Below are 13828 nucleotides of genomic sequence, written 5' to 3'. Positions count from 1 at the left end.
GCTTCCGGCCGTACGCTGACATACCTCCCCTTGCCCTTTTCCCCAAGCGGAAGGGGAACCGAGAAGTAAATGACCGATCTTCTGAAAATCCTCAAAGCGAAATCTCCCATCACCCTTTCGGGCGTGCCGGCCGGGTTTCAGCCCTGGTTGCTGGCGGACATAGCGCGGGCTGCGCCTGCGCGAACCATGTTTGTTGCACCCGATGAGCAACTGATGCGGGCGGTGGCGGATACGGCGCACTATTTCGCCCCGGAAATTGAGACTGTCGAGATACCGGCCTGGGACTGCCTGCCCTACGACCGGGCGAGCCCTTCGCTCCGTACGGCTTCTGCGCGGTTGGCGGGGCTTTATGCGCTTCAAGGTGAGCCGAAGGGACCGCAGCTTGTCCTGACCACGCTCAATGCCCTGACGCAACGCACGCTGACGCCCTTTCGCGTCCGGCAACTGGTGGCCAAGCTCGCTCCCAAGGAGCGGATCGCGATTTCGCGACTGGCCGAGATGTTGCAGGCCAACGGCTATGTGCGGACCGATACGGTGCACGACCGCGGCGAGTTTGCGATTCGCGGCGGCATCGTCGATCTGTTTCCCGGGGGCGAGGAGCAGCCGTTACGACTCGACTTCTTCGGGGACGAAATTGAGACGGTGCGCCGCTTCGATCCCGCCGACCAACGAACCAGCGGGAGCGTCGAGGGCTTCACCCTGCTCCCCGCCTCCGAGGCGCTGCTCGATGAGGAGACGATAAAGCGTTTTCGGGGCCGCTATCGCGAAACGTTCGGAGCGACAGCAACGGGCGATCCACTCTATCAGGCGGTGAGCGACGGGCGGCGGCTGGCGGGGATGGAGCACTGGCTGCCGCTGTTCGAGGAACGGCTGGTGCCGATGACCGAGCATCTGGGCGACGATACCGTCATCTTGCTCGACCACGGCGTGCCCGGATCGGCGGACGCCCGGTTCGAGGCGATACGTGACTATCACGCCAATCGCGTGCAGGCGAAGTCATCCGATCCGGGGGCATATCGGCCGCTGGAACCCAAAGCGCTTTATCTGGATGCCGGGGAATGGGCCGGGATCGTGCGCGACTGGCCCATGCATGAGACCACGCCCTTTCACGAACCGGAAAGCGCGACCGTCCTCGATTTCGAGGTTGACGGGCCGCGTGATTTCGCGCCTGAGCGGGCGCAGAACGCCAATGTTTATGAGGCGGTAGGGAAACATATTGCCTCCCTCCACAAGGCAAAGAAGAAGGTCGTCATCGCCAGCTATTCCGTGGGCGCACGGGAACGACTTTCGGGGCTGCTCATCGATCATGGACTGAAACGGATTGCGGCCGCGGATAGCTGGCAGGAGGCGCTGGGCATCGCCGCCGGCGGCAGCACCGTGCTGACCGTCCTGCCGCTGGATCATGGCTTCACGGCGCCGGATGTGGCGGTGCTGACCGAACAGGACATGCTAGGTGACCGGCTGGTGCGGCGCGCCAAGCGGAAGAAGAGCGCTGACGCCTTCCTCGCGGAGCTGGCGACGCTCTCGCCAGGCGATCTGGTCGTGCATATGGACCATGGCATTGGCCGCTATGAGGGACTGACACAGATCCCGGTTGCAAAGGCGGCGCACGATTGCGTCGCCCTTGAGTATGCGGGCGGCGACAAGCTCTACGTGCCGGTGGAGAATCTGGAGGTCCTCTCCCGCTATGGCTCCGACAGCGATGGCGTCAGCCTCGACAAGCTGGGTGGCGAGGCTTGGCAGCGGCGCAAGGCGAAGATGAAGGAGCGCATCCGCGAGATTGCGGGTGAATTGCTCAAGACGGCTGCGGAGCGCGCCCTTCGCGCAGCGACCGTGGCGGAACCCGATAGCGCCGGCTATCCAGCGTTCGTGGATCGCTTCCCCTATCAGGAAACCGAAGATCAGGATCGCGCGATCGGCGATGTGATCGAGGACCTGGGAGCGGGCCGTCCGATGGATCGGTTGGTGTGCGGAGACGTAGGTTTCGGCAAGACCGAAGTCGCCCTGCGTGCAGCCTTCGTCGCAGCGATGGCTGGGATGCAGGTTGTGTTGATCTGCCCAACCACCCTGCTCGCCCGTCAGCATCATATGAATTTCGAGGAGCGCTTCCGGGGTTTTCCTGTGAACATCGGACGCTTGTCGCGTCTGGTTCCGGACAAGGAAGCCAAGGCCGTGAAGGCGGGTCTTGCCGATGGAACCATCGATATCGTGGTCGGCACCCACGCACTCCTCGCCAAGGGTCTGGAGTTCAAGCGGCTCGGTCTTGTCATCGTCGATGAGGAACAGCGGTTCGGCGTCACCCACAAGGAGCGGCTCAAGAGCCTCAAGACCGATGTGCATGTGCTGACGCTGACTGCGACGCCGATCCCCCGCACCTTGCAGATGGCTATGTCGGGATTGCGGGAGTTGTCCGTCATCCAGACCCCGCCGGTCGATCGCTTGGCGGTGCGCACCTATATCATGCCCTGGGATGGGGTGGTGATCCGCGAGGCTCTGCTGCGCGAACATTATCGCGGGGGGCAGAGCTTCTTCGTGGTGCCGCGCATTGCCGACCTGACAGAAATAGAGGAGTTCCTGCGGACCGAAGTGCCGGAGGTGCGCCCCGTCGTCGCTCACGGCCAGATGTCGGCGAGCGAGGTCGAGGAGCGCATGTCGGCCTTCTACGACAAACGGTATGATGTGCTTCTCTCGACCACGATCGTGGAGAGCGGCCTTGATATCCCCTCGGCCAACACGCTCATCATCCACCGCGCGGATCGGTTCGGGCTCGCACAGCTCTATCAGTTGCGCGGACGCGTCGGCCGGGCCAAGACGCGGGCCTATGCTTATTTCACGACGCCCACGAACCGGATCATCACCGAAACGGCAGAGAAGCGGTTGAAGGTGCTGTCCGACCTGGACACGCTTGGCGCAGGCTTCCAGTTGGCGAGCCACGATCTCGATATTCGCGGGGCGGGCAACCTGGTGGGCGACGAGCAATCGGGCCATATCAAAGAGGTCGGATTCGAACTTTATCAGTCGATGCTGGAGGACGCCATCCTCGAAGCAAAGGCTGGCGGAGCCGGTGTGGAACGGCGGGACAGCTTCTCCCCGCAAATCAGCGTGGACGCGCCAATCCTCATCCCGGAGGATTATGTGCCGGATCTGGACCTGCGCATGGGTCTGTACCGACGCCTGAACGAGGTCGAAGATCGGCAGGGGCTGGAGGCTTTCGCAGCCGAGTTGATCGACCGGTTCGGAAAACTGCCCGCGCCGACCCAGAACCTCTTCAAGATCATCGAGATCAAGCAGAATTGCGTCGCAGCCAATATCGCAAAGATCGATGTCGGCCCGAAGGGTGCACTGGTCAGCTTCTTCGAGGATCGCTTTCCCAACCCTGCGGGATTGGTCTCATATATTCAGCGGCTGGACGGCGTCGCGCGGTTGCGGCCGGATAGCAAGGTCGTGGTTAACAGAGCCTGGGCTGATCCCGCAGCGCGATTGAATGGAGCGTTGCAACTTTCGAAGGGACTCGCAAAGGCGGCAGGATAAAGCGCCGCGGGCGAGTCCCCTCAGCGACAAGAGTTCTTCACGGGCCAGCAAAGTTTCAGCAATGGTCGCAACCTAAATCCCGTCGCGATGACCAGGCAACAAAGCCCGGCATCAAGCAGGAGACCGAAATGAGTTTGACTCTTATGGCGATGGCTGCGGCAGCCGCCACGCCCCAAGCCACGCATAGCGTTCAGATCGACCATAGGGAGACGCCGGTACGGGCGACCTACAGCGCGCGGGCGGAGTTTCGCTACAAGACCGTGGGAGCAAGAACACCGAACCGTATGGATACGCAGCGTTGTCAGTGGACTGCGACGATCGTGGTCGATCGGGCGCTTAGTCATGGTCCGGCACTGGGACGTACCGTTTCTAACGACAAACGATTCTCCGGTAGCGAGGCTGGCGCATGTACGCCCGGACGCCAATCTGGCGCGCGTAATCTGGCGCGGCACGATACGGCGATCCGTGATCATTTGATCGCCGTGGCTGAAAAGGACCGCGCCCCCTTGTTGGCCGAGCTTGATGCCGTTCGCAACCTTGCCTCGAACTGAAATCCGGCTGGCGCTGGCGGTAGGGCTGATCGCCTGCGCCAGCGCCTACCCGGCGCGTGCCCAATATGCGCAAGGGGTGTCAGCCACGATTGAGGCCGCCAGCGACGAACGGCGACGAGGCCTAAGCTGGAGTGAAGGCGATCCCGTGTTGCGCGGGTCTGTTTCGGTGCCTGTGGTGCAAGGGTTCAGCCTCGACGGCACAGCCGTCTCCCTGTGGGGAAGTGACCGGCATGGCGGCGCGGATGCCGTCGTCGATTTAGGCGGAAGCTATGTGAGGCAGATTGGCGGATGGAGGCTATCGACAGAGGCGCGCTACCATCTTTTTCCGGGCGCATCGGGTTTGGGTTATGGTGAGGTAGGCGGAGGCGTCGGCTTTTTGATCGGCCCGGCGAACATCGACCTGAACGCCAGCTACGCGCCGCGGCAATCCTCCATCGGTGGCGACAATCTCTATCTCTCGGCTTTGGCGACGGTTGGCGTACCCGGAACGCCATTCACGATTTCGGGACGGATTGGACGGTCGTCCGGTGATGTGCGCGCCCCTGTTAAGGCAGCCCGGCTAAGGCCTGACGGCGTTTACTGGGATCATGGCATCAGCATCGATTATCTGAAGGGATGCTGGTTCGCCGGGGTGCGGTACGCCAACAGCAGCATTGATGGACCGGGATCGCGTCACGCAGGAGCAAGGCTCATAGGGCGGGTGGGCCTGGCTCTTTAGCCCCTCGCCCGTCGATCTGCTCGTATGTCTGCCACCGGCCGAGCCGGGATCAGACCTTCAGCGCCATCGCCACGAGATCCATCGACGAGATGCCCGCAGAACGTAGAAAGCCCTGATAATAGTCACACCCCTCACGAGCGAGCAAATCGAGCTGCTGTTGCGTTTCCACGCCTTCGGCAATGACAGCGAGGCCCAGGGACTTGGCCATGTGAATGACGCCCCGCACGATGATGCGATCACGCGCCGTCCCGGCGATGTCCTGCGCCAACCCGCTATCGATCTTCAGATAATCGAGCGGCAAGCTCTTGAGGTAGGCTAGACTGGAATAGCCGGTGCCAAAGTCATCTACGGCCACGGCAAGCCCTGCGGCGCGCAGTGCGGTCAGCAGCGCCGTCGCGGCACCGACATTTTCGATAAGGCCGCTTTCGGTGATCTCCACAGTCAGCCTCGCACGCGGGAATCCGCTCGCATCCACCAAGGCGAGAAACTGCCCCAGGAAGCCGGGCTGCGCGATGTCGGCGGCGGTGACATTTATCGACAGGCGCAGATGCGAAAGCGCACGAGGCCATGCCGCGGCCTGCTTAAGTGCTTCGGCCTGAATATGGGCCGACAGAGGGAGCATATAGTCGGATCGCTCTGCGGTGGCGAAGAGCATCCCTGCGCCAAGCGCGCCATATTGCGGATGGTTCCAGCGCGCCAACGCCTCCACCCCGGTCATATGAATGCCATCCACCGGATATTGAGGCTGAAAAACGATGCCGATCTCGCCTCGATCAAGCGCCAGGCGAAGATCGGTTTCCAGCTGATCGGCATCCACCTGCCGACTACGCTTTTCGGCTGAAAAGATGCGGATACCCTCCCCACCCCCCGCCCTGGCGTCGGCCAGGGCCGTTCCAGCGCGGCGTAGCAGGCGGGTGGCGTCATCATCGGCGCGCGATTGTGCGATGCCGCAGCGCGCGGTGAGGCGAATAAGGTGATCGCCCGCGCTGAACGGACGGCCGATCGCGCCGATAAGCTGCCGGGCAAGCAAGGTCGCGTGGTCGCTGGCCGCCGCCTCCCCCGTCAATCCAACGAGAAACTCCGTGCCCGCGATACGCGCCACGATGGCGCCGGGCGCGGCATCGGCGGTCATCCGCTCGATTCGGCGAGCGATGCGGCCCAGCAGCGCGTCACCAACTACCTCCCCATAAGCGGCATTCATACGGTCAAACTGGCTGATTGACAGCAGCAGGATTGTCGTCGGCAGCCCGGCTCGCTTATCCAGCCAATCAAGAGCTGCCTGGCGGGATCGCAGCCCGGTGAGGTCGTCGCGGCCCGCACCGTCATGACCATGAGACTCGGACAGCCATTCGACATCGGCCGCCACGGTCCCATCAACCAGGCGAAGGTGATGGACGAGGCGGTCGTCTGGACGGCCCGGAGCAGCGTGAGCGAATGCCTCTGCCCGGCCCGACCGCATCATGCCCCGCAACACTGCTATTACCGACCGCCGCTCCGAACGCGGCAGGCAACGCATGAAAAGCGCGGGACTGATGAGTTGGGAACCGAGGCCCAAATGCCGGGCAAGATTGTCACTAAGCCGAACCGAACCCCCGCCTTGGTCAAGTTCCCAGAACAGTGCGTCGCCGCGACGGATGCGTTGGGCGCGCTGGCTGTGGGTGACGCCTCCCCCCACGCGATCCACCAGCCGCTGAGCGGACGCAAGCGTTGCGCCCAACTGTTCTGGCGAGAATGGCGCGGCAAGGAAATGGGTGGCCCCGGCCTCCAACAGCGCAGGTGCAGAGCCTAGCACGTTGGCGTCGAGCAGTGCGATCAGCGCACCTCCCCCCGCCTCCACAGCTGACGCCATCGAGGCTATCAGTCGGCCACCCCCATCGGAGGTCTCTCGCAGATCCACCATCGCGATCTGCGCATCGCTATGCAGGAAGCGCTGCGCCGCGTCGGTCGGGCGCCGGGCGGCAATCACACGCCAACCTGCACCGCGAGCCGCATCGGACAGGCCGTCGCGGTCGCCGGGAGACAGAATGAAAAGGCTGCGCTGGCCATGCAGTGCGGTCTCACCGCTCACATTGAAACTCCTAAGGGACAGCACATGGCGGCAAATAACAGCTACGGGTTAGCGACCCGTTCACGATGCTGCAACCGGCAGTGCTTGCACGGGGGTTTGCCATGGCTTAGCTAGTCCCGCATGGACAAGCCCGATCTTGCGCGCAACGGCCTTACCGATGCGCTGGGCCGCCGGATCAGCTATTTGCGGATTTCGGTAACGGATCGCTGCGATCTGCGCTGCCGCTATTGCATGGCGGAACGGATGAGCTTTCTGCCCAAAGACCAGGTATTGACGCTGGAAGAGATTGCGCTGATCGCGGATCTCTTCATCAGCCGCGGGATCCGCAAGATCCGGCTGACAGGCGGCGAACCGCTGGTGCGACGCGACATTATTGATCTTGTGCGCCGTATTGGACGGCATCTGGGCGATGGGCTGGACGAGCTGACGCTGACGACAAACGGCACCAGGCTTGCCCAACATGCGGATGCGTTATTTGACGCTGGCGTACGGCGGATCAATGTCAGCCTGGATAGCCGCGATCCGGAACGCTTCGCCCATGTGACCCGCAATGGCGATATCCGGTCAGTGCAGGAAGGTCTTGCGGCAGCCAGGGCCAGCGGGCTGGCCGTCAAGATCAACATGGTGGCGTTGAAGGGCATCAATGAAGATGAAATCCTGCCGATGCTCTATTGGTGCGACCAGCAGGGCTTTGACCTCACTCTGATTGAAACGATGCCGCTGGGTGAAACCGGCGAGGACCGGATGGATCATTATCTGCCGCTGACGAAGGTCGTAGACCAGCTGCGGTTACATCATGAGCTTCGTCCGCTTGCGCATCGGACGGGGGGACCGTCGCGTTACCATGCGGTGAGTGGGCTGACAGCTCGGTTGGGTTTAATCACGCCGCTCACCAATAATTTCTGCGCGGACTGCAATCGCATGCGAATGACCTGCGAGGGGAAAATCTTCATGTGTCTGGGGCACGAAGATCATGTGGATTTGAAGACGGCCTTTCGGGAAGGCGGATTGAACGCTGTCGGGCCGCTGATCGATCGGGCGCTTCGCCTGAAGCCCGCTGCCCACGACTTCCGCATCGGCACCGGCGCGCCCGCCGCTGCCGTCGGTCGGCATATGAGCGTGACCGGCGGATGAGCCAGGAACCGCGGCGCGCGCTGCTCGCCTCTCCGACCCAAGCCGCCAAAGCCGCCGAAGAACGGCTGCGCGCCGCCTATGACTTCGTGCCCGTTGAGCAGGCCGATATGATCATCGCCTTGGGTGGTGACGGGTTCATGCTACAGACGCTTCATTCGATGCTGGAAAGCCACCGGATTACGCCTGTATTCGGCATGAACCTCGGCACCGTAGGTTTCCTGATGAATGAATGGCGTCTGGAACGGCTCGAACAACGGATAGAGGCGGCCAAGGCGTTCAAGGTCAACCCACTCCGCATGACGGTCGATACGGTCGATGGTGAACGCTTTTCGATCCCCGCTATCAACGAAGTGTCGCTGCTGCGCGAAACGCGCCAGACGGCGAAGCTGGAAGTGCATGTGAACGGGCGTATCGCGCTGGCCGAACTGGTGTGCGACGGCGTCCTGGTGGCAACGCCCGCCGGGTCAACAGCTTACAATCTTTCGGCCCATGGTCCCATATTGCCGCTGGGTTCGGCGCTGGTGGCGCTGACCCCGATCAGCCCTTTCCGTCCCCGCCGCTGGCGGGGGGCCATCCTGCCCGAAAACACGGTAATACGCTTCGGCGTTCTTGACCCCGTCAAGCGACCGGTGAGCGCCGTGGCCGATCAGCGGGAAGTTCGCGATGTCGCACAGGTGGAAGTTCAGATTGATCGGGGCACACCGCTGACGCTGCTTTTCGACCCGGAACATACGCTGGACGACCGGATCGCTGCGGAACAGTTCATCGCCTGAAAAAATTCCCAACTCTGCCCTTGCCATCCGAAGAATCCCGCTGCTATAGGCGCGGCCTGCCCAGCGAGAGCCGGGCTGCTCCCCGATAGCTCAGCGGTAGAGCATTCGACTGTTAATCGAATGGCCGTAGGTTCGAATCCTACTCGGGGAGCCAAATCTTCCTCTCTGGCAAGATCAGCCAGGATCAAAACCCTTGCAATCGCTGGCCTTTCTCCTCACGCATCGTCTCATGCGAGATCAGGGAAGAACACCCCAGCGCCCCCGTTTCGGGGGAACATTCGGGGGCATGGGGGGCACCGCGTGTTGACGGACGTTCGCTGCCGAACAGCCAAGCCCAAGGAGAAGCCCTACAAGCTCTCCGACGCTCACGGTCTCTATCTCTACGTCATGCCATCGGGCACGCGCTCCGGGCGACTGAAATATCGTTTCGGGGGCAAGGAGCATCGCCTCACCTTCGGCACCTATGGGGAAGCCGGATTCGCCCGAATGACAGCAGCCTACGGCGATCTGCCGCGAGCTTTCGACGCGACCTACGGGGACGGTTCGCCTATTCTGGATTCGGAACTTGACACGATCTATGCCGCGCTTGGCACCGCTTCCGTGAATTTTCCGTGGCAAGCAGGTGATGTGCTGCTCATCGAAAACAAGCTCACTGCTCATGGGAGACAATCCTTCACCGGAAAGCGTGATGTTCAGGTCGCATTGATAGATTGAAGGAGGATGAAACCATGGAAATCAGGCACGGGCGCGAAAAGTGGCCGTCAAATTGCGCCGAGATAGACCAAGAAGAGCGCAAGATGCGGCGCGATCTTGCTGCGGCCTACCGCCTGGTCGCCCATTTCGGCTGGGATGATCTGCTGGCCACCCATCTTTCGGCCCGCGTCCCAGGGAAGGATTGCTTCCTCATCAACCCATTCGGACTGATGTTTGAAGAGGTTACAGCGTCGAGCCTGGTCAAGATCGATCATAATGGCGAAGTGCTACAGGACACGCCCTTCACCGTTAATAAGGCGGGCTTCGTCATCCACTCGGCGGTTCACGCGGCACGGCCCGACGCGAACTGCGTTATACATCTGCACACGCGCGACGGCGTTGCGGTTTCCGCGACGGCCGCCGGTCTCCTGCCGCTCAACCAGACAGCGATAATCGCGGGCGCATCCATCGCACGGCATGAGTTCGAGGGCGTAGCAGTCAACGACGCGGAACGGGAAAGGCTGGCATTCGATCTTGGCGATTGTGACATGATGCTGCTGAGCAATCACGGTACACTCACCGTCGGGGCGTCGGTCGCCGAAGCATTCCTCAACATGTATTTTCTGGAATGGGCCTGTTCCGTGCAGGTCCGCACGCTTTCGATGGGATTGCCGCTGCAGTCGGCGTGCCCCGATGTGATCGAAAGAACGCAGGCGGAATTCGGCATTAGCAGAAGCCCCTTTGCCACCCGATATGCCGTGGATCTGGTCTGGCCAGCGTTGCTGCGCAAGCTTGATCGCGTGAATCCGGGGTACCGGGATTGACCGTGAGTGGTCCGGCTTCGGGCAGGAGAATACCGGTTGCCCTGCCCTTCACGGCGCAATCGGCGTAAGGCGCTCAATTCATGCTTAACAGGCCTTGGTATGTCGTCGCGCTACTCGCCACTCTTTACGTCGTCTCGTACGTCGACCGTCTGATCCTGACCCTTCTCGTCGAGCCGATCCAGGCGGACATGCCTGTATCGGACGTCCAGATTGGTCTGCTCATAGGGCCGGCTTTCGCGATCCTGTTCGCGGTCGTCGGCATTCCGGTCGCCTGGATGGTCGACCGGGGAAACCGCGTCCGCCTTCTCGTCGCCGGCGTGCTGATCTGGAGCGCGTGTACGGCCGGCGCCGGATTCTCGCGTTCGTTCGAACAACTGTTTGTCTTCAGGATGGGCCTCGCAGTGGGCGAGACGGTGCTTTCTCCAGTCGGCATTTCGCTGATCGGGGACATGTTCGCGCAGGGCCGCCGTTCCGCCCCAAGCGCCGTCTTCATCGCCTCGGGAGTGACCGGGGTGATGTTGGCGTATCTGGTGGGCGGTTTCATTATCGACCTGGCGAATGCCGGGGCGCTCCGGTGGTTGCCGGTCATCGGTGATGAGGCGACGTGGCGCATAGCATTGATGATGGTCGGCGCACCCGGTCTCATCCTTGCGCTTGTCATCCTGCTGACTGTCCGCGAACCTTCCCGAAGCGGAGATGGTCCGGGCGCAGTACCAGAGCATAGTGACAGAACGGATCGCTACGGCATTTTCAGCAGCCGCGCGCAGGCGATCCGCTATTATGCGTCGTTTTTCGCGGGCAATACGATTCTCGGGCTGACGCTTTACGGCTCCCTCGCCTGGTATCCGACCTACTTGATCCGACGCCATGGCATCAGCGCTTCCCAAGCCGGCTATGTCTTTTCCACCGCCCTTGCGCTTGGAGTCCTGCTGACGCTGGCTATTCCGATCTTGGCGGAGCGGATTGCGGTAAAGGGGCGGCGTGATCTCATTCTGTTTCTGCCGCTTCTAATTCTACCCGTGGGCGCGGCCTTCTTTGCGGCCTCGCTCATGCAGGCTTCGCTGTGGGGTGCCACTGCATCGCTCGCCTTGGGATTCAGCCTGCTCTCTTCTGTGAACGCGCTGCCTTCGATCACGATACCGCAGACTGCACCTGCTCATCTGCGCGGGCGGTTGGTCGCCGTCATCCAGCTATGTAACAATGCCGGCAGCCTCAGCATCGGATCCTTCCTCGTGCCGGCCCTTGCGGACCAACTGTTCAGCGGATCTGCCGCGCTGGGAAGCGCACTCCTACTTCTGGCGGCGGTTACGCTGCCGTTCGCCTGGTTGCTCTTTTTTTCGGCGTGGCTCCCCTATCGACGGGCGGTATATGCAAGGGTGGCCAGCGAACCGGAGGAGCCGAACATCACTTTGTGCAATCGGTCGGGAGCGGGCCCATGACGGACACGATCAGTCGGTTTGAAGCGGACTATGTAATCGTCGGTGCCGGAAGCGCAGGATGTGTGCTCGCCGATCGGTTGACAGAGGACGGCAGGTTCAAAGTCCTGCTGCTCGAGGCCGGGGAGGACGACCGGCCCCTGCGATCGCCGTCGCATTTTGTGGACAAGCTATTCCTGCATCTGCCCATCGGTTATAGTCGCACGATGGTGGCGCCGGGGCTTACGCGCAGCTTCACCACCGAAGCCGACCCCGGTACTGACGGGCGCAGCCACGTCTGGCCGCGCGGCAGGGTGCTAGGCGGATCATCGTCCGTCAACGCCATGCTCTATGTGCGCGGGAATCGCGCCGACTATGACGGCTGGGCGGCATCAGGCTGCCGCGGCTGGGATTGGGAGTCGGTGTTGCCCTATTTCCGAAAGAGCGAAGGCAATGTCCGGGGCGCGTCCGCCCTTCACGGCGCAGCGGGACCGCTGCACGTTCAGGATGTCTTTCCCCGCAACCCGGTGTCTCAGGCGGTTATCAGCGCCTCGCTGGAGGCCGGCCTGCCGCCATCCGAAGACGTGAACAGCATAGCGCAGGAAGGTGCTGCATGGTTCCAGGTAACGCAACGCAAGGGTTTCCGCTGTTCCGCCGCCGCAGCCTATCTTCATCCGGCGCTGAAGCGCCCGAATTTGATTGTTCTGACGAATGCTTCGGCCCAGAAGATCCGGTTTGAGGGGCGGGTGGCAACAGGTGTCGACTTCCTGCGAAAGGGACGCCTTGGCACGGCAGTTGCCAGGGCAGAGGTGATCGTATGTGCAGGCGCAATCAACACGCCTCAGCTACTGCAGCTTTCCGGAATTGGTCCCGGAGGCCTGCTGCAGGATCACGGAATTACGCCCCTCGTCGCAATCAACGCGGTCGGTGGGAATTTGCAGGACCATCTGATGGGTCAGCTTTGCTATCGATTGCTTCCGCGTTCGCCGTCGATCAACCGTTTGAGCAGGGGGCCACATCTTCTCGGGCAGGCGCTGCGCTATGCTGCTCGCCGTGACGGGCTGCTTACTTTCCCGGCCGCCGACGTTGGCATTTTTCTGCGCTCGAAAGACGATTTGACGCAGCCAGACGTTCAGTTCCACGTGCTGCCCGCCTCAATCGATCTCAATGCTTATGCGCAGACCGGTTCGCTGCGGCTAGAGAGGGAACCGGGTCTTACTCTGGCGCCAAATCAGCTACGGCCACTGAGTCGGGGACGGGTCGACATATGCTCTCCCGAAGCCGACTGCCCGCCTGAAATTCGTCCCAATTACCTGAGCCATCCAACCGACCAAGACGTTCTGGTGCGGGGGCTGAGCTGGGGACGCAAGCTAACGTCCATGCCGTCGCTTGCGAGATATATCGCGCATGAGTTGCGTCCCCGAGACGCGGTCCAGACAGAATCCGACTGGCTCGATTATGCGCGGGCGACGGCGGTGACGGGATATCACCCTTGTGGCACATGTGCGATGGGACCTGACGATGCTGCCGTGCTCGACCCCAACCTAGGGGTGCGGGGAGTAGAGCGACTGAGGGTTGTTGACGCATCCGTGATGCCGATGATCCCGTCCGGTAACACCAATGCACCTACCATCATGATCGCCGAGAAGGCAGCGGACATGATCCGCGAGACTGCTCGTGTCAGTTGACCGGGTTCAGGGGCCCCGCTCCGGAAAAGAAGCTGCGCAGATTGGCTCGAAGCAGAGCATCCAGGTTGGCGAGAGCGCCGGTCGCGACCCCACCGATATGGGGCGTGAGCAGAATATTCGGTACCGATCGCCAGTAGCCCCGCGACGGCGGCTCCGATCGTTGTACATCGAGCGCCGCGGCGCCAAGCGTTCCCTCGCGTAATGCGGCAATAAGGGCATCCTCATCCACGAGACCGCCTCGCGCGGCATTTACCAGAAAACCCCGGTGGCCGAGCAGGTCTAGGACTTCGCGGTCTATCAGGCCTTCCGTGGCAGGTGTCAGGGCCTCTGAGGTGGTCCCGCCTTCTTGGACAGTTTGGCGGCTGAATTAGCTAATCCCGGTTATCGTTATAACGCCTGTTTGACCCGCTCGCGTTCGAAGCCAAGGTGGCAT

Annotated in this window: 11 protein-coding genes and 1 tRNA gene; 10 read left to right on the top strand and 2 right to left on the bottom strand. The window is 62.0% G+C overall.

The genetic code is table 11. The features are described from left to right. Positions 1 to 69: 69 nt before the first annotated feature. The 3 genes from mfd (at position 70) to K663_RS06780 (ending at position 4800) form a co-directional block, all read left to right on the top strand. Positions 70 to 3531 carry a transcription-repair coupling factor gene (gene mfd, locus K663_RS06790; protein WP_062115743.1) on the top strand — a complete coding sequence of 1154 codons (3462 nt, stop codon included), beginning with the start codon at positions 70 to 72 and terminating at the stop codon, positions 3529 to 3531. A gap of 128 nt (positions 3532 to 3659) precedes the next feature. Beyond that, the gene (locus K663_RS06785; RefSeq protein ID WP_062115741.1) at positions 3660 to 4082 is read left to right on the top strand and encodes a hypothetical protein; all 423 of its coding nucleotides are present in this window, start codon (positions 3660 to 3662) and stop codon (positions 4080 to 4082) included. Beyond that, entirely contained in the window at positions 4054 to 4800 is a 747-nt protein-coding gene (locus K663_RS06780) for a TorF family putative porin (RefSeq protein ID WP_145902246.1), read from the top strand. The genes K663_RS06785 and K663_RS06780 overlap by 29 nt, the downstream gene beginning before the upstream one ends. Before the next feature lie 49 nt (positions 4801 to 4849). Here the strand turns inward: K663_RS06780 and K663_RS06775 are convergent, their stop codons facing one another. Next, positions 4850 to 6868: a putative bifunctional diguanylate cyclase/phosphodiesterase gene (locus K663_RS06775; RefSeq protein ID WP_062115737.1), complete on the bottom strand. Its 2019-nt coding sequence runs from the start codon at positions 6866 to 6868 to the stop codon at positions 4850 to 4852. A 120-nt stretch (positions 6869 to 6988) separates the two neighbouring features. Here K663_RS06775 and moaA point away from each other — a divergent pair, with 120 nt between their 5' ends. The 7 genes from moaA to K663_RS06740 all read left to right on the top strand — a co-directional run bounded on the left by moaA (position 6989) and on the right by K663_RS06740 (position 13395). Beyond that, entirely contained in the window at positions 6989 to 8002 is a 1014-nt protein-coding gene (moaA, locus tag K663_RS06770; RefSeq protein WP_062115734.1) for a GTP 3',8-cyclase MoaA, read from the top strand. Further along, positions 7999 to 8775: an NAD kinase gene (locus K663_RS06765; protein ID WP_062115731.1), complete on the top strand. Its 777-nt coding sequence runs from the start codon at positions 7999 to 8001 to the stop codon at positions 8773 to 8775. The genes moaA and K663_RS06765 overlap by 4 nt, the downstream gene beginning before the upstream one ends. 79 nt (positions 8776 to 8854) lie before the next feature. Continuing rightward, a tRNA-Asn gene (locus K663_RS06760) sits at positions 8855 to 8929 on the top strand. 146 nt (positions 8930 to 9075) lie between these two features. Further along, a complete protein-coding gene (locus tag K663_RS25040) occupies positions 9076 to 9489 on the top strand; it encodes an Arm DNA-binding domain-containing protein (RefSeq protein ID WP_062115728.1) in 414 nt (137 codons plus the stop codon). An 83-nt stretch (positions 9490 to 9572) separates the two neighbouring features. Next, positions 9573 to 10292, top strand: coding sequence for a class II aldolase/adducin family protein (locus tag K663_RS06750; protein ID WP_235589536.1), 720 nt, complete (start codon positions 9573 to 9575; stop codon positions 10290 to 10292). A gap of 80 nt (positions 10293 to 10372) precedes the next feature. Continuing rightward, a complete protein-coding gene (locus tag K663_RS06745) occupies positions 10373 to 11731 on the top strand; it encodes an MFS transporter (RefSeq protein ID WP_062115725.1) in 1359 nt (452 codons plus the stop codon). Continuing rightward, positions 11728 to 13395 (top strand): GMC family oxidoreductase, encoded by a 1668-nt coding sequence (locus K663_RS06740; RefSeq protein WP_062115722.1) that lies wholly within the window; start codon positions 11728 to 11730, stop codon positions 13393 to 13395. Before K663_RS06745 ends, K663_RS06740 begins: the two co-directional genes overlap by 4 nt. Here the strand turns inward: K663_RS06740 and K663_RS06735 are convergent. Then, on the bottom strand, positions 13388 to 13672 hold the full coding sequence (locus K663_RS06735; RefSeq protein ID WP_235589563.1) for an NAD(P)-dependent oxidoreductase: 285 nt from the start codon (positions 13670 to 13672) through the stop codon (positions 13388 to 13390). The genes K663_RS06740 and K663_RS06735 overlap by 8 nt on opposite strands. Positions 13673 to 13828 lie beyond the last annotated feature (156 nt).

The organism is Sphingobium sp. MI1205, from assembly GCF_001563285.1.
Lineage (GTDB): Bacteria > Pseudomonadota > Alphaproteobacteria > Sphingomonadales > Sphingomonadaceae > Sphingobium.
Note: the sequence above shows the minus strand (reverse complement) of the source record. Positions and strands in the feature narration are given on the sequence as shown.

Bases quoted from the DNA above. Each gene is read 5' to 3' on its own strand.
- K663_RS06740 (WP_062115722.1), top strand. From the start codon at position 11,728: ATGACGGACACGATCAGTCGGTTTGAAGCGGACTATGTAATCGTCGGT.
- K663_RS06785 (WP_062115741.1), top strand. From the start codon at position 3,660: ATGAGTTTGACTCTTATGGCGATGGCTGCGGCAGCCGCCACGCCCCAA.
- moaA (WP_062115734.1), top strand. From the start codon at position 6,989: ATGGACAAGCCCGATCTTGCGCGCAACGGCCTTACCGATGCGCTGGGC.
- K663_RS06745 (WP_062115725.1), top strand. From the start codon at position 10,373: ATGCTTAACAGGCCTTGGTATGTCGTCGCGCTACTCGCCACTCTTTAC.
- K663_RS06750 (WP_235589536.1), top strand. From the start codon at position 9,573: ATGCGGCGCGATCTTGCTGCGGCCTACCGCCTGGTCGCCCATTTCGGC.
- mfd (WP_062115743.1), top strand. From the start codon at position 70: ATGACCGATCTTCTGAAAATCCTCAAAGCGAAATCTCCCATCACCCTT.
- K663_RS06765 (WP_062115731.1), top strand. From the start codon at position 7,999: ATGAGCCAGGAACCGCGGCGCGCGCTGCTCGCCTCTCCGACCCAAGCC.
- K663_RS06780 (WP_145902246.1), top strand. From the start codon at position 4,054: ATGCCGTTCGCAACCTTGCCTCGAACTGAAATCCGGCTGGCGCTGGCG.